The organism is Gordonia sp. 852002-10350_SCH5691597 (assembly GCF_001665715.1).
Classification (GTDB): Bacteria; Actinomycetota; Actinomycetes; order Mycobacteriales; family Mycobacteriaceae; genus Gordonia; species Gordonia sputi.
The window spans coordinates 1-20883 of the sequence record NZ_LZMO01000091.1; the positions used below are offsets into that span (position 1 = coordinate 1).

17 protein-coding genes and 1 tRNA gene are annotated in these 20883 nt (G+C 65.1%); 9 read left to right on the forward strand and 9 right to left on the reverse strand.

The genetic code is table 11. The features are described 5' to 3' along the window. Positions 1-155: 155 nt before the first annotated feature. Positions 156-656, reverse strand: coding sequence for a DUF5130 domain-containing protein (locus tag A5777_RS06660; RefSeq protein WP_064862066.1), 501 nt, complete (start codon positions 654-656; stop codon positions 156-158). Further along, positions 643-891: an aa3-type cytochrome oxidase subunit CtaJ gene (ctaJ, locus tag A5777_RS06665; protein WP_064862067.1), complete on the reverse strand. Its 249-nt coding sequence runs from the start codon at positions 889-891 to the stop codon at positions 643-645. The genes A5777_RS06660 and ctaJ overlap by 14 nt, the downstream gene beginning before the upstream one ends. Positions 892-1097: 206 nt before the next feature. On the opposite strand from ctaJ, the gene A5777_RS06670 reads away from it, so the two are divergent. Together A5777_RS06670 and A5777_RS06675 are read left to right on the forward strand one after the other, a co-directional pair. Continuing rightward, positions 1098-1538, forward strand: a complete 441-nt coding sequence (locus A5777_RS06670) for a globin (RefSeq protein WP_049697035.1) — start codon at positions 1098-1100, stop codon at positions 1536-1538. A gap of 82 nt (positions 1539-1620) precedes the next feature. Further along, positions 1621-3483: a glycoside hydrolase family 13 protein gene (locus tag A5777_RS06675; RefSeq protein ID WP_442903022.1), complete on the forward strand. Its 1863-nt coding sequence runs from the start codon at positions 1621-1623 to the stop codon at positions 3481-3483. Positions 3484-3489: 6 nt separating this feature from the next. On the opposite strand, the gene A5777_RS06680 is transcribed toward A5777_RS06675, so the two are convergent. The 4 genes from A5777_RS06680 to ettA all read right to left on the reverse strand — a co-directional run bounded on the left by A5777_RS06680 (position 3490) and on the right by ettA (position 11269). Further along, a complete protein-coding gene (locus A5777_RS06680) occupies positions 3490-4191 on the reverse strand; it encodes a hypothetical protein (RefSeq protein WP_064862068.1) in 702 nt (233 codons plus the stop codon). Continuing rightward, positions 4188-4649: an acyl-CoA thioesterase gene (locus tag A5777_RS06685; RefSeq protein ID WP_005207764.1), complete on the reverse strand. Its 462-nt coding sequence runs from the start codon at positions 4647-4649 to the stop codon at positions 4188-4190. Before A5777_RS06685 ends, A5777_RS06680 begins: the two co-directional genes overlap by 4 nt. Before the next feature lie 65 nt (positions 4650-4714). Then, complete coding sequence (locus tag A5777_RS06690; RefSeq protein ID WP_442903019.1) at positions 4715-9517, reverse strand: NAD-glutamate dehydrogenase; 4803 nt, start codon at positions 9515-9517, stop codon at positions 4715-4717. A gap of 75 nt (positions 9518-9592) precedes the next feature. Then, a complete protein-coding gene (gene ettA, locus A5777_RS06695) occupies positions 9593-11269 on the reverse strand; it encodes an energy-dependent translational throttle protein EttA (protein ID WP_268760638.1) in 1677 nt (558 codons plus the stop codon). A gap of 297 nt (positions 11270-11566) precedes the next feature. On the opposite strand from ettA, the gene A5777_RS06700 reads away from it, so the two are divergent. Beyond that, positions 11567-12424, forward strand: coding sequence for a formylglycine-generating enzyme family protein (locus tag A5777_RS06700; protein WP_231894974.1), 858 nt, complete (start codon positions 11567-11569; stop codon positions 12422-12424). 55 nt (positions 12425-12479) lie between these two features. On the opposite strand, the gene ssb is transcribed toward A5777_RS06700, so the two are convergent. Next, positions 12480-12920: a single-stranded DNA-binding protein gene (gene ssb, locus A5777_RS06705; protein ID WP_064862070.1), complete on the reverse strand. Its 441-nt coding sequence runs from the start codon at positions 12918-12920 to the stop codon at positions 12480-12482. Between the two features lie 221 nt (positions 12921-13141). Here ssb and A5777_RS06710 point away from each other — a divergent pair. After that, positions 13142-13215 (forward strand) — tRNA-Arg (locus tag A5777_RS06710). A 91-nt stretch (positions 13216-13306) separates the two neighbouring features. Here the strand turns inward: A5777_RS06710 and A5777_RS06715 are convergent. Next, positions 13307-13807 (reverse strand): hypothetical protein, encoded by a 501-nt coding sequence (locus A5777_RS06715; protein ID WP_064862071.1) that lies wholly within the window; start codon positions 13805-13807, stop codon positions 13307-13309. 101 nt (positions 13808-13908) lie between these two features. On the opposite strand from A5777_RS06715, the gene A5777_RS06720 reads away from it, so the two are divergent. Then, a complete protein-coding gene (locus A5777_RS06720) occupies positions 13909-14433 on the forward strand; it encodes a GNAT family N-acetyltransferase (RefSeq protein WP_064862072.1) in 525 nt (174 codons plus the stop codon). A gap of 27 nt (positions 14434-14460) precedes the next feature. Here A5777_RS06720 and A5777_RS06725 read toward each other — a convergent pair whose 3' ends face one another. Then, complete coding sequence (locus tag A5777_RS06725; protein WP_064862090.1) at positions 14461-15708, reverse strand: uracil-xanthine permease family protein; 1248 nt, start codon at positions 15706-15708, stop codon at positions 14461-14463. Positions 15709-16033: 325 nt separating this feature from the next. Between A5777_RS06725 and A5777_RS24615 the strand changes: the two genes are divergently transcribed. The 4 genes from A5777_RS24615 (at position 16034) to A5777_RS06740 (ending at position 20814) form a co-directional block, all read left to right on the forward strand. Beyond that, positions 16034-16171, forward strand: a complete 138-nt coding sequence (locus A5777_RS24615; RefSeq protein WP_156527355.1) for a hypothetical protein — start codon at positions 16034-16036, stop codon at positions 16169-16171. A gap of 106 nt (positions 16172-16277) precedes the next feature. Beyond that, complete coding sequence (locus A5777_RS06730) at positions 16278-17990, forward strand: ABC transporter ATP-binding protein (RefSeq protein ID WP_064862091.1); 1713 nt, start codon at positions 16278-16280, stop codon at positions 17988-17990. Positions 17991-18109: 119 nt separating this feature from the next. Then, positions 18110-18694: a PadR family transcriptional regulator gene (locus A5777_RS06735; RefSeq protein ID WP_039856536.1), complete on the forward strand. Its 585-nt coding sequence runs from the start codon at positions 18110-18112 to the stop codon at positions 18692-18694. A gap of 41 nt (positions 18695-18735) precedes the next feature. After that, a complete protein-coding gene (locus A5777_RS06740; protein WP_064862073.1) occupies positions 18736-20814 on the forward strand; it encodes an NADPH-dependent 2,4-dienoyl-CoA reductase in 2079 nt (692 codons plus the stop codon). Positions 20815-20883: the final 69 nt, after the last annotated feature.

Genomic DNA, 20883 nt, shown 5'->3' on the forward strand with positions numbered 1-20883 from the left:
ATAAGAGACAGGGGGTATCCCAGCCGAGCGTTTGCGTGATCTAATCACCACCAACTAACAGCAGTGTTGCGACGACCCCTTGAAACCGCCTACTCCCGGGCCATTCTCGTTGGTTCTTTCTTGTCCAGCTGCTGAAGTTCTTCGGTGTCGCAGCTTCAGATGGGTGCTGCTGCCGTCGCCATAACGTGCAGCGCGGAGACGAGTCCGTCGATGAGCTCGTTCTGACGGAAGCTGCCGATGGCGGCGGTCACGCCCAGATCGGCGACGCGATCATTGATGCGGTCGGCGACCTCGCTACCCGACACCACCACGACGTCATGCGTGTTGGGTGACACCGCGAGCAGTGTGCCGTATGCGGGCTCGGGAGCTGCCTTGAGCAGCACGTTGCGCGCATCGGCGACCGGATCGGTTCCGAGTTCTCCGATGTAGACGGAGAAGCGGACCAGCGCCTTTTCGGTCGCGGCGTGGATCGCGTCGTCGAGTGCGATCAGTTCATCGCGGGAGAAGGGAGGGGTCGTCGCGGTCTGACCGGGAAAGCGGGTGGACGAGACGCGCCCGCTGTTGGTGATGACCGTGCCGACGGGCAGCGCGGAGGCCGCGATGACCTCGTGCGATCCTTCGGAACCTGTCGTCTGCGAAATCTCACCACTTGGCACTGGCCGAGCCTCCATCCACATCATTCGGTTCCGCGTGACGCGGTAACGCAATCGGTTCGATCTCCGTTGCGGAGAAGAGCAGCGGTCCACGGTCCCACTTCTGGTCGAGCGTGTATTCCTGCTGCTTGGGATACTTGACGCCATTCGAGAATGCCATCGAGACCACGCACGCCAGGGCGAAGATAACCACCAGGACCGTGACAGGCACTCCGATGTAGGCGATCCAGTTGTCCATGAGACCCTTCCGATCGGTAAACCCTCTTGCCGCACGGCCGGTGAGCGCGCGTTGACACGTTCACGCCGCACAGGTCGTGTGATCAATTTAGCCCACACCACAGCCGTTCGGGCACCGACCCCTACGGTCTGTCGTAGACGCGTCCGGAGCGCTGTCGCGGGCGCCTTCTCGCGGCGATGTTGAGACCACAGCGCACGGTGGGGACAATGGGTCGGGTGAGCGGCAACATCCCTGCCGGCGGCCAGCCGGCGAACACCCAGGTCCATCGTTCGTTCTACGACGAGGTCGGTGGCCACGAGACCTTCGAGAAGCTGACCAGCGTCTTCTATCGAGAGGTCGCCGCCGACGAGATCCTCCGGCCGATGTACCCCGAAGAAGACCTCGGCCCTGCCGAGCGTCGACTCCGCATGTTCCTCGAGCAGTACTGGGGAGGCCCGCGAACCTACTCCGAGGAACGAGGCCACCCCCGACTGCGCATGCGCCATCAGCCGTTCACCATCGGCCCGATCGAGCGCGACGCGTGGCTGCGCTGCATGCACACCGCCATCGCGTCGATCGACGACGACACCCTCGACCCGCCCCACCGCCAGGCGCTCGTCGACTACATGGAGATGGCCGCCCAGTCGATGGTCAATTCACCCTTCTGATCTCGCCTGCATCAATCCGACAGATCGGACACGACGCGCCGATGCCACCTGGTCTTCTACGGGAAAACACAGGTAGGGCAGAATTGTCGCGGTGAGCGACGAGACACCCGACGACCTCAGCGACGACGCACTCGACGCCGACGGCCAGGACGTCATCGAGGCGAACGATGTCCCCGAGAACGATGTCCCCGAGAACGATGTCCCTGAGACAGAAGGAGTCGCAGCTGTCGCGACCCAGCTCGACCCTGCCGACGACACCTGGTGGCGTTCGGCGATCTTCTACCAGATCTACCCCCGGTCGTTCTCCGATCTCGACGGCGACGGCGTCGGCGACCTCGCCGGGGTCATCGACAAGCTCGGCTATCTCGAGCTGCTCGGTATCGACGCGCTGTGGTTGAGCCCGATCATGCGCTCCCCCATGGCCGACCACGGTTACGACGTCTCGGACCCGCGCGATATCGATCCGCTCTTCGGCGATCTGGCGACGTTCGACGAACTGATCGCCGAGGCGCACGATCGCGAGATCCGCGTGACCATGGACCTCGTCCCCAACCACACCAGCGACAAGCATCAATGGTTCATCGACGCACTGGCGGCGGGACCGGGCAGTCCCGAACGTGCGCGGTACATCTTCCGTGACGGGCGGGGCGAGAACGGCGACGAGCCACCGAACAACTGGGTCAGCATCTTCGGCGGACCCGCGTGGGACCGTGTCATCGAGCCCGACGGCACGCCCGGACAGTGGTACCTGCACATCTTCGCGCCCGAGCAGCCCGACTTGAACTGGGAGAACCCCGAGGTCTTCGACGACCTCGAGAAGACACTGCGCTTCTGGCTCGACCGCGGCGTCGACGGCTTCCGCATCGACGTCGCACACGGCATGGCCAAACCCGCGGATCTTCCCGACATGGATGTCGAGGCTGCGGGCCTCCTGGTCAACCGTGACGACGACCCGAGGTTCAACAACTACGCGGTCCACGACATCCACCGAAAGATCCGCGCGGTCATCGACGACTACCCCGGTGCCGCGAACGTCGGCGAGATCTGGGTCGACGACAACGAGCGATTCGCGGAGTACCTCCGCCCCGACGAGCTGCATCTGGGCTTCAATTTCAGACTCGCCAAGGCACCGTTCGACGCAGACGCCATCCGCGATGCGATCGAGAACTCCCTCGACGCCGTGCACAGCGTCGGCGGAACACCGACCTGGACGTTGTCGAATCACGACGTCGACCGTGAGGTGACCCGCTACGGTCTGGCCGGTGCGATCCCCGACAGCGAGACTCCCGACGGCGAAACACCGGACAGCGACACTTCTGACAGCGACACTTCTGACAGCGAGGCACCAGAAGCCGAGACACCGGAAGCCGAGCCGGCGCCCCACGCCGACATCGAGCTGGGCACTGCGCGGGCACGGGCGATGGCGCTCGTCGAATTCGCGCTTCCCGGTTCGATATTCATCTACAACGGCGCAGAACTCGGCCTGCCCAACGCCGATCTGCCCGACGACGCGCTGCAGGACCCGGTCTGGGAACGCTCCGGACACACCGAACGCGGGCGGGACGCATCCCGGGTACCGCTGCCGTGGGAGGGCTCCGAGCCGCCGTTCGGTTTCTCGACGAATCCGCAGACGTGGCTTCCGATTCCAGAATCGTGGGCGGAGTTCACCGTCGAAGCCGAGCTCGAAGACATGAACTCGACGCTGTCGCTGTACCGCACGGCCATCGAATTGCGTTATGAGCGTGAAGAATTCGCCGGCGATGACATCGAGTGGTACGGCGCACCCGCGGGGTGCCTGGCATTCCGACGCTCCGAGGGACACCTGGTGTGCGCTCTGAACACGACGAGCGAACCGGTCGGGCTACCGCCGGGAGAACTCATTTTGACGAGCGCACCCCTCGTCGACGGCATGCTGGCACCCAATGCCGCCGCATGGCTCGTCTGAGAACCGCTAGACAACCGTGACATCGAGGTCGCGGTGCCGGCGCTGGTACACCGAACCGTAGCGCGCGTCGATCCGAATCCACGCTGCCGAAATGCGCACGCGCACAGGTTCGGTGGCGCCGATGGCGTCGATCGGCGATGTCTCGGTGACCTCGTGGCCGTCGGCGTCGCGCACGAAACCCATTGCGGTGAGCGCGAACAACGAGCGCAGCGAAACCGTGGCATTCAGTGCCCCGTCGGCAGACGAGACGTCGAGTACACCCTGATCGAGCAGGCCCGTCGCAGGCCCGAAGTTGCTGCCCTCCTCGCGCGCGAGGCGTGCTCCCTCGCGCGTCAACTCGACAACGGTCCGCGCGGGGACGTCGTCGAGATGCCGGTAGCCGCTGCGTAGTGGCAGCGCACCACGCCACGCGGAGTCGAGTGACATCCCCGGCTCCACCGGAACGCCCGCCGTACCGTCGCTCAACCGGCCCCGGAGTGTGTCGGCGTCGACGACGATGTCCGACGGCGCAGCACTGCCGAAGATCGACCGGGTGACCAGGACATCGAACCCCGTATGTGCCCAGAACGCGAGTAGCCCGTCGGAGCGTTGCACCACTCTGATGACCGCGGCTTCGTCGAGTCGCATGGCGCGCGTCAGGAAGGCCAGTGCGTCCCTGCGGTCGTCGGGACCGGCGGCGACGACGAACCGCTCGGGTAACGCGATCACGCGCTGTCGTCCGAGGTGCGGCGAAAACTCTCCAGGTACTCACGTTCATCCGGGGTCAGTCGCCGCAGCCGCTGTGCGTCGACGTCGAATGCCACGAGTTGGGTGGTCGCGGTGACAGCGGGTTTGTCGGTCGGCGACGCGGCATCTGGACGCACCTCGTATCCGACGACGAAGTCGACGGCGCGCACCTTCTCGACGAACATGGTCACGACGATCGGCCCCTCGTCGTGGCGCACCTGTTGGCGATACTTGACGTGCAGATCCGCGACGACACAGCCGCGACGCAGGTCTGCGGTGGGCCGACCATCGTAGAAGAGCCAGGGAATCCGAGCCTCTTCGATGAGTGTCACCATGCGCGCGTGGTTGATGTGCGCGAACACATCCATGTCCGACCAGCGGACGGGAACCTTGACCACGTAACCGGCGTCGGTCCTGACTCCCTCGTCCTCGTAGAGCACGACTGTCCTTTCGTTCGCGACACCTCCCCGTGAGAGGGCCGATGGTCGTCAACTGAAGAGGTTCGTCACCTGATGAGGCTGCGCAACTGCCGCGCCGCAACCGACAGCGTCGCGAGGTCGAGTTCTGGACCCTGCTCGATATCGGCGAGCATCGACCGCACCCGTGACAGCCGCGACGAGTGCGACGACTCCCACTCGGAGATCTTCTCGGCCGCGCTCTCATCGGGTTCGCTGCTCTGCAGGATCGTGAGCGTGAGGGCACGCAGGGCGCCGTGCATGTCGTCGCGAAGAGCCAAGCGCGCCAACGCATGCCAGCGGTCACCGTACTCGAGCGTCGAGACCGCGGTGAGCAGTTCCTCGAGTCCGAAATGCTCCATGATCGCGAAGTACAGCTCGCCGACCTCGACGGGATCGCAGTCGGCGATCTCGGCAGCATCGACGATGTCGAGCAGGCAGAACCGATGAAGACTGATCGCGACGTCGTGGGCGAGGTCAGTCTCGACACCGAGTTCGCGGTAGTGCTCGACGCGTCGCTCGACGTCGGCGGCCGACTGTGCGCCGAACCAGCTGTCGATCAGCGCGGTCAGTTCAGCCACCTGCTCGGCGTAGCGGGTGATCTCCGCCGCCATCGCGAGCGGTTGCGGACGAAACGCCAGCAGCCATCTCGACGCCCGGAACAGCAGTCGCCGCTCGTAGAGCATCATCTCGTCGATGGCTTCCACCGGAGCGTCGGCATGCAGGATGCGCGCGAAGAGATCCGAGAGTCCGAAGACCCGGTCGGCAACCACGTAGGCCCGCACTGCCTCCTCGGTCGTCGAGCCCGTCGACTCTCCGAGCCGGAACAGGTGCGTGATGCCCGCTCGGTCGACGACTTCGTTGACGAGGACGGTGGTGACGATCTCGCGATGCAGTCGGTGCGCACGGATACCGTCTGCGAAACGTTCGCGCAGTGGAAGCGGGAAGTACTCGGCGAGAAGACCCTCGAACACATCGTTCTCGGGCAGGTCACCTCCCAGGAGGTCGTCCTTGGCGATCAGCTTCACGTGCGACATCAGCGTCGCGAGTTCTGGCGAGGTGAGCCCGCGGTGCACATCCGAATGCAGCCGCTTGATCAACTGCTGCGGTGTCGGCAGCGCCTCGAGCGTCAGATCGACGCCGCGCGAGGCGATCTCGTGGAGCAGGCGGGCGTGCACATCGACGCGCTCGAGCGAGTACGCGCGACAGAAACCGAGCTCGGAGTTCTGCGACACGTTGTCGGCCAGCACCAGATCGGCGACCTCGTCGGTCATCGACTCGAGCAGCGGATCGCGGTCAGCAGCCTCGAGTTGCCCGGTTGAGACCGCAGAGTCGAGCAGGATCTTGATGTTGACTTCGTGGTCGGAACAATCGACGCCCGCCGAGTTGTCCATCGCATCGGTGTTGATGCGCCCGCCCGCGAGGTCGAACTCGATCCGCCCACGTTCGGTCACGCCGAGGTTGCCACCTTCGCCGACGACCTTGGCGCGCAACTGATCTCCGTCGACGCGGATCGCGTCGTTGGCCTTGTCCCCCACCTGCGCGTCGGATTCAGACGACGACTTGATGTAGGTGCCGATGCCGCCGTTCCACAGCAGGTCCACCGGCGCCAGCAGGATCGCGTGAATCAGTTCCGGCGGCGACAACGCGTCGACACCTACCTCGAGCCCGAGTGCCGTGCGCATCTGTTCACTGATCGGAATCGACTTGGTCTCCCGCGACCAGACCCCGCCGCCCTCGCTGATGAGCGAGGTGTCGTAGTCGGCCCACGACGAGCGCGGCAACGAAAAGAGCCGTGCGCGTTCGGTATACGACGACGCGGCGTCCGGATTCGGATCGACGAACACGTGCCGGTGATCGAACGCCGCGACGAGACGGATGTGCTGCGACAACAGCATGCCATTGCCGAATACGTCGCCGCTCATGTCGCCGATACCGGCGACGGTGAAGTCCTGCGACTGGGTATCGACGCTCATCTCACGGAAGTGACGCTTGACCGATTCCCACGCACCTCGCGCGGTGATGCCCATCGCCTTGTGGTCGTATCCTGCCGAACCGCCCGAGGCAAAAGCATCCCCGAGCCAGAAATCATATTGTGCTGCAACATCATTGGCGATATCGGAAAACGACGCCGTGCCCTTGTCCGCAGCGACGACGAGATACGTGTCGTCACCGTCTCGACGCACCACCGACCTCGCGGGGATGACCGCACCGGTGTGTTGGTCGAGGTTGTCTGTGACGTCGAGCAGGCCGGAGATGAAATCTCGATACTGCGCAATACCCTCGGCGCGCGTGGCGTCACGGTCCGCGGCGGCGTCACCGGTCGGTGCGGGCGGCCGCTTGACGACGAATCCGCCCTTGGCGCCGACGGGCACGATCACCGCGTTCTTGACGGCCTGCGCCTTGACCAGACCCAGGATCTCGGTGCGGAAATCCTCGCGTCGATCCGACCAGCGCAGTCCGCCGCGGGCAACGGCACCGAAACGCAGGTGCACACCTTCGACGCGCGGCGAGTACACGAAGATCTCATGCAGTGGCCGTGGCTCGGGCGTTTGCGGAATCTCTCTGGGCCGCAACTTGAACGACATCACGGGTCGGTCGGCGTCGTCGTCGCGGACGTAGAAGTTGGTGCGCGACGTCGCCCCGATGACGGCGGAGAACGCCGAGACGATGCGGTCGGCTTCGAGTCCGAGGACCTTGCCGATGTCGTCGCTGAGCGCAGCTGCCGCGCGGTCGCGTCGCTCGTCGTCGGGGTGGTCGGGGTCGAACGACGCCTCGAACAGCTCGACGAGTCCCCGCGTGACATCGCGGTACTCGCCGAGCGTGTGCGCAACCAGGGTGTTGCTGTAGGAGAAGCCGCACTGGCGCAGGTACCGACCGTACGCACGAAGCATCGCCGCAGAACGCCAGTCGAGGCCGCACCTGATGATCAACTCGTTGTAGGCGTCGACCTCTGCGCGTTGCCGCCAGATCTGGACGAAGGCATCGGTGAACCGCTGGTCGAGGTCGTCGTCGGAGTCGAGATCCACCGACATACCGTCGGCCAACGCGACACTGAATTCGTAGACGTGGCAGACCTGTCCATCCGGGCGCACGAGGCGATACGGATGCTCGTCGACGACGTCGAGGCCGAGGCTGTGGAGCACTGGCAGCACGTCGGTCAAGGTGGCTGCGCCGCCGCACAAATACAGTGTGAACTTCCACAGCGCCCCGGGCTCGCTGCCGGTCTGCGCCAGCGCCACGGCGATATCGCCGGCGTCGAGATCGGCGACACGGATGAGGTCGGCGAGTGCGTCCGACGGCTCGCGCTGGTCCTTGTAATCCTCGGGCAGCGCGGGAAGCAATCGAAACAGGGCGTCGACGCCGCCGACGGGAAGCCTGGCCGACGCCGCGTCGAGTCCGCCCGCTGCTTCGCGGAACCGCTCGTCCCACGTCCGGATGGACTGTGCCAGTTCGTGCTGGATGGCGCTCTGTTCGGGCGTCCCGATGTCGAAGGTGCCGCGTCGTGCGGCGTCGGATTCGTCGACGCGGACCATCACCTGTAGTTGCGCGAGGGGCATCTCGCTGACCCGTGCCGAGTACTCGAGCGCAGTGCCATGCAGTTGTTCTGAGACAACGTTCTGCAGCGCCAGGCGGTTCTGCGTGTTGTACCGGTCGCGAGGTAGATAGATGAGCGCGGTGGCGGTACTGCCCTGCGGATTCACGCGCACAAACGCGCGCAGGGTTCGCGTGGCCACGGCGTCGAACATCTCGCCGATCCGACGGCTCAACTCGGCATCCGACGACGCGAACATCTCCACCAGCGGGTAGTTCTGCAGCAGTTCGATCATCGACTGACCGGCAAACGAATCCTCGTCGACGCCGGCGCGGCGGATCACCTCGTGCACTTTGCCGCGCAGCACGGGGACGTCGAGGATCGTCTGGTGCAGGCCGGACGAGGTGAAGGTGCCGAGGAATCGGTGTTCTCCCACATGCGTTCCGGCGGCGTCGAACTCGGGAATCTGGATCAGGATCGGATAGTTCGACCGGTGCACGCCGGTTTCGAGATAGACCCGCGAGACACGCGGCAACAGCGGCGGCTGCGTGAGCACTCCGAAGTCGCGCGCCTGGGTGAGGTCGAGGAGTGAGTCGCTCCGCCACAGACCCCGGCCGTCGGAGACCGCGCCGTCGACGCCCACCCTGCGGTAGCCGAGTGGCACGAAGTGGTTGCCCGCGAACCAGTCGAGAAGGCGCGAATACTCGTACCGGTCGACGGCGGCTATACCCGATTGCGCGGTGGTCGGGGCGACGGCGCAGTCGGCACCGCAGGTCGACAGGCGGCCGCGCATATCCACCGCGTCGCGGTCGACGTCGGCCACACGGGCGATGACGTCGACGAGTTCGGTACGCAAGGCCTCGGTGTCGACCTCACCCTTCGCCGACATCGCGACCACGTAGATCCACGACTCCGTTGTGCGGTCTGGTCCGGCGCCGATGTCGCTGAGCGTGCCTGCCTCGTCGCGCGCCACCGCCATCACCGGATGGTCGATGCGGCTGACGGTCAGTCCGTGCGCCTCGACAACCGTCAGCACCGCTTCGACCAGAAGTGGCATGTCGTCGTTGACGACGACGATCTCGGTTCCCGACGGTCCCGAGCTCACGTCGACCAGGCACTGCCCTGCTGATCGCGTCGACGCCAACCGGACGTGTCGACGCACGCGGTTCAGATCAGCGTCGTCGATCGCGTCGAGGTCGGTCGCGTCGGTGAGACCACCTTCCGAACCCGTCGTCGGGTGGTGCGCGTCGCCCGGAGGGTTGCTCGCGTTGAGATAGCAGCTGACCGCCGCAGGCAACAGAGCACTCTCTTGAGACAACGCACTCACCTTCACTTCAAGGAGATTGGGAGATGATCTCCGATTCGAGCCCTACCGCGATGGTAGTGACGCGATTCAGTCGCGAGTGAGTTTCCGGTGAGTAACCCGGTGCGGACGCGCGGCATCGGGTCCGAGCCGGTCGACCTTGTTCGCCTCATACGCCTCGAAGTTGCCTTCGAACCAGAACCATTGTCCCTCTTCGACATTGCCCTCCCACGCGAGAATGTGGGTACAGGTCCGGTCGAGGAACCACCGGTCGTGACTGATCACCACGGCACATCCCGGGAACGACTCGAGGGCGTTCTCGAGCGAGCCGAGGGTTTCGACGTCGAGGTCGTTGGTCGGCTCGTCGAGCAGGATCAGGTTGCCGCCCTCTTTGAGCGTCAACGCCAGGTTCAGGCGGTTGCGCTCTCCACCGGAGAGCACCTCTGCCCGCTTCTGCTGATCGGGGCCCTTGAAACCGAAGGCGCTGACGTACGCACGCGAGGGCATCTCGTTCTGGCCGACCTCGATGTAGTCGTTGCCGTCGGAGACGACCTCCCACACGTTCTTCTTCGGGTCGATGTTGGTGCGGTTCTGGTCGACGTAGCTGAGCTTGACCGTATCGCCGACCTTCACCGAGCCGGAGTCGGGCTCCTCGAGTCCGACGATGGTCTTGAACAGCGTCGTCTTACCCACACCGTTGGGTCCGATGACACCGACGATTCCGTTGCGCGGCAACGTGAACGACAGATCCTTGATCAGCACGCGACCGTCGAAGCCCTTGTCGAGGTTGGCCACCTCGACCACCACGTCACCCAGACGCGGCGGCGTCGGGATCTGGATCTCCTCGAAATCGAGCTTGCGCGTCTTCTCGGCCTCCGCTGCCATCTCCTCGTACCGCGAGAGGCGGGCCTTGTTCTTCGTCTGACGGGCCTTCGCGCCCGAACGCACCCACGCGAGCTCTTCCTTGAGGCGCTTCTGCAGCTTCTGGTCCTTCTTGCCCTGGACCTCGAGTCGCTCGGCCTTCTTCTCCAGATAGGTGGAGTAGTTGCCCTCGTACGGGTGCAGCTTGCCGCGGTCGACCTCGCAGATCCATTCGGCGACGTGGTCGAGGAAGTAGCGGTCGTGCGTCACCGCGAGGACTGCGCCGGGGTACGACGCCAAAAACTGCTCGAGCCACAGCACACTCTCGGCGTCGAGGTGGTTGGTCGGCTCGTCGAGCAGTAGCAGATCAGGTTTGGACAGCAGCAGCTTGCACAGCGCGACGCGTCGGCGCTCACCACCCGACAGGTGGGTGACAGGCGAATCGCCGGGGGGACAGCGCAGCGCGTCCATTGCCTGGTCGATCTGCGAGTCGAGATCCCAGGCGTCGGCGTTGTCGAGGTCTTCCTGGAGCTTGCCCATCTCCTCCATGAGTTCGTCGGAGTAGTCGGTGGCGAGCAGCTCGGCGATCTCGTTGAAGCGGTCGAGCTTCTGCTTGATCTCGCCCATCCCCTCCTCGACGTTCTGCTTGACGGTCTTCTCCTCGTTGAGGGGCGGCTCCTGCAACAGAATGCCGACGGTGGCCTCCGGGTCGAGGAATGCCTCGCCGTTCGACGGCTGGTCGATTCCCGCCATGATCTTCAGGATCGACGACTTACCGGCACCGTTGGGACCGACAACGCCGATCTTGGCACCCGGATAGAAGGACATGGTGACGTCGTCGAGAATGACCTTGTCACCGTGCGCCTTGCGCACCTTCTTCATCGTGTAAATGAACTCGCCAGCCACGTAATGTCCTCACCTGCGGTTTTGTGGTCATCTGCGCTCGAGCTCCGATACCGGAGAGTGCATGCGGGGTGTCGCACTTCGGCGACACGGCAGGCTCTCGGCGCAACGTCGCGTACCACTCTATCGACGTGGCACGACACTCTCCCACATGGCCGTGATCGAGTCGGACGCGCCCGCTCGCGGATTCGGCGCCGCGATCGCCACAGACATGCGAACACGATCACTGGCACCATCGAGAGTGTGACCGCCTCTGCGCCGCTGACCGAGCTCGTCGAGCTCACCGGCGGCGTCTTCTGTATGGGTTCGGATCGCTTCTACTCCGAGGAACGTCCCGCACATGAGCGTCGCATCGGCGCTTTCGCGATCGAACGGCATCCGGTGACCAATGCGCAGTACGCGGCGTTCGTCAGCGCCACCGGGTATGTGACCGTTGCCGAGCGCGACATCGACCCAGCCGATTTCCCCGGCGCCGACCCAGCGATGCTCGTTCCGGGTGCGCTCGTCTTCACACCGACGGCAGGTCCCGTTGACCTCACCGACTGGCGAGCGTGGTGGCGATGGCAGCCGGGAGCGTCGTGGCGTCACCCGCTTGGACCCGCGACCGACATCGTCGGCCACGGCGACCACCCCGTCACCCAGATCGCCTACGCCGACGCCGTCGCCTACGCCGCATGGGCGGGGCGTCGGCTCCCCACCGAAGCCGAGTGGGAGTACGCCGCGCGCGGCGGCGTCGTCGGACACGAGTACGCGTGGGGCGACGAGTTGCACCCCGACGGTGAGATTCTCGCCAACACCTGGATCGGCGACTTTCCCTATGCGAGCGATGGTTGGAGCGGAACGTCGAGAATCGGTAGTTATCCACCCAACGGCTTCGGACTCCTCGACATGATCGGCAACGTCTGGGAGCGCACATCGGACGTCTTCACTCCGCGCCACGTCCCGCCCGATCTTGCGACCGTCTCCCCCGACGGTCGGCCGGACCTCTTGGCGCCCACCACATCTCCACAGGTCACGCGTGTCACGAAGGGCGGCTCACACCTGTGCTCACCGCAGTACTGCCGACGCTACCGACCCGCCGCCCGCTCTCCACAATCCGACGACTCGGCGACGTCGCACCTCGGATTCCGTTGCGTTGCAGACATTGTCGCCTCATGACGAGACCCGCCACGATGAACACACCCCTCCTGCGTTCATCGTGGAGACCTCTCGGTCACGCCGCAGCGCCAGCAGCATCGTCGGGTGTGTCGACGCCCGATGCTTGCGTACCCGCAGACTGAGGAGCCGCGGCATCGCCGCGACCGCGGTACTCGACGACGCAGCGTGCGAGGTCGAGGCCGACAGAGTCGGCGATCATCTCCAACTCCGTGCGCGATTCGCCGCCGCTGGTCGTGTAGCTATTCGTGTGAATTGCCCCGTGCACGATGACCGGCCGCCCCTTCTCGACCGCGGACGCCACGCCCGCGACCAGCCGCCGCCAGCATGAAACGGTCAGGAACAGACTGTTCCCGTCGATCCACTCGCCTGTTGTGCGATCTCGTCGACGCGTGTTGCTGGCCATGCGGAACGAGATCACCTCGTCACCGTTCGCCATGCGGTTGCGCCTGGGGTCGGAGATCACTCGGCCCACGATCGTCGAATACGTTTCGTACATTTGCTCCGCTCCTGCCGTGAGGTGCCATCCGACTGCAGGTACCGAGTTTCCGAACTCGGGCTGAGATGGCTGCCTGTGAGCATTCCGGAGAACAAGCCCCCGACACCGAGCGCGAGACCAACCTGTGGACGGGACTCCGTCTGTGGATACGGACAACGTCACCCGATACGGCCGAAGTCAGGGCACCCGGCTCTCTGCCGTACACTCTGCGTGTCGGTTTCGCCTCCGTAGCTCAGGTGGATAGAGCAAGGGCCTTCTAATCCCTAGGTCGCAGGTTCGAGTCCTGCCGGGGGCACTGTGACACCTCTGCCAGTCTCCGGCTGGTGTGACACCTCTGCCAGCCTCCGGCTGGTGTGGACGCTCGTTGCGCCCGTCATCCACGACCATCAGCGAGATTCGAGCGTCCACACCGGTTGCGCGAAGAGCGCCGCTGGCAGCAATCTGACGGTCTTGGCCGACGCCTTCACCAGCACGAGTTGCCCGCCGATTGGTGTCACCGATCGGATGCTGTCGCGCCGCAACATCAACGTCGACGCCGGTGTATCGACGCGCAGGAACTCATCGTCGGCCCCGGCCCCCCACGTGGCTCCCGGGGCTAGCATCCTGCGGTTCTGGAAGTAGGCGGCAATCAGCGCCGCACCGATCCACGCAACAGAGCAAAAGAGGAATACGCCGACACCGATCAGCAGTCCCAAGGTCCACCCGCTACCCGTGGCAATACACACCGCGGCAAAGATTGTCGCGAAGACCGCGGCTACACCGACAGTGCGCGCCCAGAGGCGCGGCGCTGCGAGCGACGACAATGTGGCGCGTCGGGCGTCGCCTTGCCGCGCGGTCCACTCGATCTGAATCGGAGGCGGATCGCCTGCACCATTTGTCGGAGTCATCCGACGAGCTTGTCATGGCACCAGCATCGGTATCGACAACGCTGCCCGACCGGCGTGAAATTCAATTGCGCCGCCACGCAACGCTGATAGCGTCACCCCTGATGTCTGAGCAGAGCCCGACCTCCCAGTGGCACACCCGTACCGAAACCCCGGCCGACGTACCGACCGTTCGAGAGGTCACCCTTGCCGCGTTCCCCACAACCGAGGAAGCCGAGATCCTCGACGGCTTACGGCGTGACCCTGCCTGGATTGACGGACTGTCGATCGTCGCCACCGACGAGTCGGGACGTGTCGTGGGGCACGGCGTCGCGACCCGCGGCTATGTCGACGACTCTCCGGTCTTGGGATTGGGGCCTGTTTCGGTGCTGCCGCAATTCCAGAACCGCGGCGCGGGCAGCGCCGTCAACCGTGCACTTCTCGAGGCCGCAAGGCAGATGGGTGAACCACACGTCGTCGTGCTCGGGCACGCAGACTACTACCCGCGATTCGGGTTCGAACGCGCATCGACACACGGGATCACCGTGCCGTTCGACGCCCCCGACGACGCCGTCATGGCGATGACACTCGACGAGACCAAGCCGCTTCCGACCGGAGTCATGCACTACGCCGCGCCGTTCGGCGTGTGAATCATCCTGGAGAACAACACCTCTCAGCTAGGCGCCGCGCACTCCCGCAGTTCCTCGCCACCCACCGATGAGGTGGATCGTGTGATAGATGAGCAGTGCGCAGACCGCACCGATCGCGATGCCACCGAAGCTCACGTCGCCGATGGTCCAACTGAAGTCCGCGATGGCGATGATCAGTGGAATCGCGGCGGTGAACTGGTTGATGGGGCGGGAGAAGTCGACGCGGTTGGTCACCCAGATGTGCACACCGATGATCGCGACGAGGCCATAGAGCGCCGTGGTGATGCCTCCGAGAACCCCGGAGGGAACCGACGCGATCACGGCGCCGATCTTCGGGCACAGCCCCAGGATGATCGCCACAGCAGCAGCGACCCAGTACGCCGCCGTCGAATAGACCTTGGTCGCTGCCATGACGCCGATGTTCTCGGCATATGTCGTGGTCGCCGACCCTCCGCCCGAACCCGCGATCATCGTCGACAGTCCGTCGGCGAACAACGCTCTGCCCATCCGGTCGTCGAAGTTCGCTCCGGTCATCATCGCCACGGATTTCACGTGCCCGATGTTCTCGACCACCAGCACGAGTACCACGGGTAAGAACGTCGGGATCACCGAGAGGTGGAACGTCGGGGTCTGGAAATCGGGCAGGCCGATCCAACTCGCAGCGTGGATGGCGCTCGTGTCGACCTCGTTGCGGATCAACGCCACCACATAGCCGATCACCACACTCAATACGATGGCCAGTCGTCCGAGCAGTCCGCGCAGAAATGCGATCGACAAGACCAGTAACACCAGCACGATCGTCGCGGTTACCGGCTGTTTCTCGAAGTTCGCTTTTGCCGATGGCGCAAGGTTCAGTCCGATCAGGGCCACGATCGTTCCGGTGATGATCGGGGGCATCACGAGGTCGATCCACCGGACGCCCGCGAAGTGCACGATGACGCCGATCAGCGCGAGCAAAGCACCCACAACGACGATCCCGCCGAGCGCAGACGATTGCCCGTTCGACGCCGTCGCCGCGAGCACCGGCGCGATGATCGCGAAGCTCGAACCGAGATAGCTCGGCAGCCGGTTACCGGTGATGATGAGGAACAGTGCGGTACCGATCCCGGAGAAGAGCAGCGTTGTGGCAGGCGGGAATCCGGTGAGCACGGGTACGAGGAACGTCGAGCCGAACATGGCGACGACATGCTGCAGGCCGATACTCACCGTCTTGGGCCACGACAGCCGCTCCCCCGGTCCGACAACGTCGTCGACGTCGACGCGTGTCCATCCCATGTTGTCGGCCAGTCGTCGCGACGTCGTGGTGGCGCCGGAGCCCCCGCGCTCGCTCCCTCCACCGTTGTCGCCGTCGCCATCACGAGTTTCGTCGTTACGCACGAGAATCAGTCTGCGGGATCGCAGAGCGCGACGCCGGGTTACCGACATACCGAGACTGGCGACCGCGCATACCCGGGCCCCGAGCCGATCGGTAACCCACTGTCGGACAGCACTTTTGCGTTGACAGCCGCCTCCCAGCGTCGCCGCAGGGCGCGGTCAGCGAAGCTCCATAGTGTTCTCCTCGTCGGCAACGCCGCCGGCAGGTAGTCACGAAGGAGATCCCATGCCTATCAACACCCCTCCGCAGCAGAACAACAACGGCCCGCGCCAGGCCCCTGCCCCGCAGCCGCCGCGTCGCCGTCGTCGCCAGCGCTTCTGGAATGCACGCGCGCACCGCTGGGACTGGCGCTGGGTCTACTGACCTTCCGGCCCATGGGAGCCGACACGGACGTCCGACGCCGCCATGAGCGCCATCGACGCCCGAGTCGGCTCCTGTTCTCATGCCTACCGACACAGAAGGACGTCCGATGAACGCGCGACAAGCTTTTCGACGCTTCTCTCCCGCAGTACGAGGCGAGGCCAGACGATTCGCCCTCGCGGGAACCCTGCTCGGCATCGCTGCGGCATGCGAGGTGGTTGCCGTCTTCGTGCTCGCAGATGTCATCGACGGCGCGCTCGACTCGAACAGCGTCACCACGTTTGCACGCCTTGCGCTCCTCTGGCTCCTCATCACGGCAATCTCCTGCGGCGGAGACTATTTCGGTCAGGTCGTGTCCGTGGGCATCTCCGAACGCGTCGTGTTACGGCTGCGTGATCAACTCTTCGACCACGTCCAGCGCCTTCACCCCGTCCAGCATCGACGGCTGGGCCTGGGCAATCTCGTCACCCGGCACACCGGCGACCTCGAAGCGGTCGAGTACCTGATCGGGACAGGCGTGATGCAGTTCGTGATCGCGCTGGCCCACACCATCGGCTTGGTCGTCGCCGCACTCATCATGAGCTGGCAGGTCGCGCTCGTCGCGCTGGCCGCAGTCCCGGCGCTGTGGGGTCTGTCCGCATTCTTCGCCCGTCGGCAGGAACGCGTCACCCGCGACGAACGAGGCGCCAACAGCGACATCGCCGACTCCGTCGAAACCGCACTCCTCGGCCACGAGACGGCCGTCGCCTACAACCAGCAGGGGCGCGAACACGCTCGACTCCACCGGCACGGGGTCACCTGGATGAGCGCCCGCCTTGCGCAGACCCGCGTCGAGGCCGGACTGGGCGGCATCTTGAGCTTCGGGCAGGTCGTCGTCACGTTGGCCATCGCGATCGTGGGCGTCTGGCAGGTACGCCAGGGCCAGCTCAGCGTCGGCGGGCTGCTGGCCCTCACCGGCTATCTCGGGATGCTCTATCCCAAGATGCAGGAGCTGGCCGACATCCGGATCGCCATCGCGTCCGCGGTGATCAGCGCCGAGCGTGTTGCCGAGGTCCTCGACGTCGCACCCGTCGAACGCGTCGAACTCGCTGACATCCCCGCGACCGTTCGATCACCACTACGCCCGACGACGCCGGTCGGCATCGCGCTGCGCGACGTCACCCTGGCGCGCGAGCACCAGACGGTCCTCGACGCCGTTGACCTCGACCTCGCGCCGGGGACCATCACCGCACTGATCGGACCGAGCGGCGTCGGAAAGTCGACGCTGGCGTCGCTGCTGTGCCGATTCGAACATCCCGACTCCGGGAACCTGACCATCGGCGACGTCGATTACGACGACCTGACCGGCCGCTGGATTCGCGATCACATCACGTTGCTTCCCCAGCAGCCGATCATCAAGGGCGCCAGCATCTCCGACAACATCGCCTACGGCCGGCCGGCCGCGACTCGCGAAGAAATCATCGCCGCCGCGGTGGCCGCCGACGCCGACGAGTTCATCCGCAGATTGCCCGACGGCTACGACGCCCGGCTCGACGACGGCGGCCTCACGCTCTCCGGTGGTCAACGGCAACGTATCGCGATCGCCCGTGCGATGCTCCGGAACACTCCGGCGCTCATCCTCGACGAACCGACGTCGGGTCTCGACGCCGCGACCACGAGCCGAATCCTCGACCCCCTCCGGCGGCTTGCCGACGGGCGCACCACGCTGCTCATCACGCACGACACTCGGGTCACCGCGATCGCCGACCGCATCATCGAACTCCGCGACGGGCATCTCTACGACCTGAGCCGGTGGATGGAACCGGAGAACGCTCCGGCGTGACGCGATAGTGCACACGCATCCGACCTGTATGTACGCGGGAAATACACTCGGCCGGTTATGCAACAAGAACCCTATGCACACTATTGCATAGTGCGTAGGTGCATTGGTACGGTCGAGTCGTGGCACTCGAACACGCGATCATGGTGTCGCTCTCCGAACGCCCGGGCACCGGCTACGAGATCGGCAGGCAATTCGACCGGTCGATCGGCTACTTCTGGTCGGCGACGCACCAGCAGATCTATCGCACACTGGGCAAGCTCCACGCCGAGGGCATGGTGAGCTTCGAACCCGTCGCCCAGGAGGGCAGACCGGACAAGAAGGTCTACACACTCTCCGACGCGGGCCGTCAGGCACTGCGCGAGTGGGTTTCGTCGCCGACGCCCATGCAACAACTCCGCGACGACCTCGGACTCAAGATCCGAGCAGCAGAGCACGCCGACCTCACCGACGTCATCGACGAACTCCGCAGGCACCGCGCCGAACACCTTGCGCGACTGCACCTTTACCAGTCGTTCGAGAAGGACGACTACCCCGACCCGCAGGCACTGACCGGCCGCCGCCTCCATCAGTACCTGGTACTCCGCGGCGGCGTACGCATCGAAGAAGGCTTTGTCGGTTGGTGCGACGAAGTCATCACCGCGCTCGACGCCGAGCAGCGTCGAACATCCACCGCGTCGACGCCATCCGTCGGCAACGAGTCCTGACCACCAACCCACCCCATCCCCGACGACCCAGGAGAACGCAGATGTCAGCCCCATCCGCGAATACCAGCTCGAGCCAACCGAATCCGTATTATCCGCGTCTGTTCGAGCCCCTCACCGTCGGCGGGATGACGTTGCGCAATCGCATCGTCATGGGGTCGATGCACACCGGCCTCGAAGACCGCGTGTGGGACACCGACAAGCTGGGCGCCTACTACGCCGAGCGCGCACGCGGCGGTGCCGGCCTGATCATCACGGGCGGCTTCGCGGTCAGTCGCACCGGCCAGCTCCTGCCTTTCGCGGGCAAGATGACCAACGTGCTCGACGCCAAGCGGCATCAGCGCGTCACCCGCGCGGTGCACGACGCGGGCGGCAAGATTGCCATGCAACTCCTCCAGGCGGGCCGCTACGGCTACACGCCACTGAAAGTTGCTCCGGGAAGCGAGAATTCGCCCATCCACCCCTTCAAGAACCTGCCGATGCCCGAGTCGGTCATCCGGCACGTGATCCGCTCGTACGGGCAAGCCGCGAAGCTGGCGCGTCAGGCCGGCTATGACGCCGTCGAGATCATGGGCGGCGAGGGCTACCTGGTCAACCAGTTCCTGTGCCCGCACACCAACGACCGCACCGACAAGTGGGGCGGCTCCACCGAGAACCGGCAGCGCTTTCTGGTGGAGGTGATCACCGAGATCCGACGCCGCGTCCCCCGCGACTTCCCGGTCATCCTTCGGCAGTCGATCGCCGACTTCGTCAAGGGCGGACAGACCTGGGACGAGATCGCCCTCATGGCGCGCAAGGCCGAGGCGCTCGGCGTCGACGCCATCAACACCGACATCGGATGGCACGAAGCCGGCGTGCCGACCATCGTCACCTCGGTGCCACGCGCGGCGTTCGTCAAGTTCACCGAACGACTGCGCGACGAGGTCTCGATCCCGCTCATCGCGAGCAACCGCATCAACACCCCGGAGGTGGCGGAGGAGATCCTCGACCGCGGCCGCGTCGACGCGGTGTCGATGGCTCGCCCGCTCCTGTCCGATCCCGAATTCCCGGTGAAGGCCATGACCGGTCGCGCCGACGAGATCAACACCTGCATCGGCTGCAACCAGGCATGCCTCGACCACGCGTTCGTCGGGAAGAAGGTGTCGTGCCTGCTCAATCCGCGTGCCGGACGGGAAACCACGCTGACCCTCGGCGCGACGCGTCGGGCACGCAAGGTCGCCGTGATCGGCGCCGGACCGGCCGGACTGTCGGCCGCGGTCACCGCCGCACAACGCGGCCACCGGGTCGAGCTCTTCGAGGCCGGTCCGACGATCGGCGGCCAATTCTCCATCGCCGCAAGGATTCCCGGTAAAGAGGAGTTCGCCGAGACGCTGCGCTACTACACCCGGCAGCTCGAGCTCAACAACGTCCGCGTCCATCTCGAACAGCGCGTCGACGCCGAGCACATCATCGCCGAGGGCTTCGACGAGGTGATCGTCGCCACCGGCGTCACCCCACGCATACCCGACATCCCCGGTGTCGATCACCCGATGGTCATGTCGTACGCCGAGGCAGTGCTCGGCCACCGCGAGATCGGCAAGCGTGTCGCGGTGATCGGCGCGGGCGGCATCGGTTTCGACATCACCGAATTCCTCACCGTCGACGACTCACCCTCCCTCAACCTCAAGGAATGGGAACAGGAATGGGGAGTCAGCGAAGACCTCGACGTTCCCGGCTTCCTCACCACGCCCCGACCGCTTCCGGTAACCCGCGAGGTCTTCCTGGTGCAACGCAAGCGCGGCAAGCAGGGCAAGACACTCGGCAAGACCACCGGGTGGGTACATCGGGCGAGTGTGAAAATGAAAGGCGTAGAACAGATCTCGGGTGCAACCTACGACAAGATCGACGACGCCGGACTTCACCTGAGTTTTCACGACGACGACGGCTCGGTCCGTGAGACGCGCCTCCTCGAGGTCGACAACGTGGTCATCTGCGCGGGACAGGAGTCCGTCCGCGACCTCGTCGACCCGCTGACCGTGGCGGGCGTCCGAACGCACGTCATCGGTGGCGCCGACCTGGCCGCCGAGCTCGACGCCAAGCGCGCGATCCGTCAGGGCACTGAGGTCGCAGCGGGTATCGAGTAAACCGCTACCAATCGATCGACACCCAGACCGATTCGACGTACGTGCAGCCGCAAAACTGAGAAGCTGTGT

Excerpts from the sequence above, each read along its gene's own strand:
- A5777_RS06740 (WP_064862073.1), top strand. The coding sequence starts at position 18,736 with ATGTCAGCCCCATCCGCGAATACCAGCTCGAGCCAACCGAATCCGTAT.
- A5777_RS06700 (WP_231894974.1), top strand. The coding sequence starts at position 11,567 with ATGGGTTCGGATCGCTTCTACTCCGAGGAACGTCCCGCACATGAGCGT.
- A5777_RS06725 (WP_064862090.1), bottom strand. The coding sequence starts at position 15,708 with ATGGGATGGACACGCGTCGACGTCGACGACGTTGTCGGACCGGGGGAG.
- A5777_RS06720 (WP_064862072.1), top strand. The coding sequence starts at position 13,909 with ATGTCTGAGCAGAGCCCGACCTCCCAGTGGCACACCCGTACCGAAACC.
- A5777_RS06715 (WP_064862071.1), bottom strand. The coding sequence starts at position 13,807 with ATGACTCCGACAAATGGTGCAGGCGATCCGCCTCCGATTCAGATCGAG.
- ctaJ (WP_064862067.1), bottom strand. The coding sequence starts at position 891 with ATGGACAACTGGATCGCCTACATCGGAGTGCCTGTCACGGTCCTGGTG.
- A5777_RS24615 (WP_156527355.1), top strand. The coding sequence starts at position 16,034 with ATGCCTATCAACACCCCTCCGCAGCAGAACAACAACGGCCCGCGCCAG.
- A5777_RS06730 (WP_064862091.1), top strand. The coding sequence starts at position 16,278 with ATGAACGCGCGACAAGCTTTTCGACGCTTCTCTCCCGCAGTACGAGGC.
- ssb (WP_064862070.1), bottom strand. The coding sequence starts at position 12,920 with ATGTACGAAACGTATTCGACGATCGTGGGCCGAGTGATCTCCGACCCC.
- A5777_RS06670 (WP_049697035.1), top strand. The coding sequence starts at position 1,098 with ATGGGTCGGGTGAGCGGCAACATCCCTGCCGGCGGCCAGCCGGCGAAC.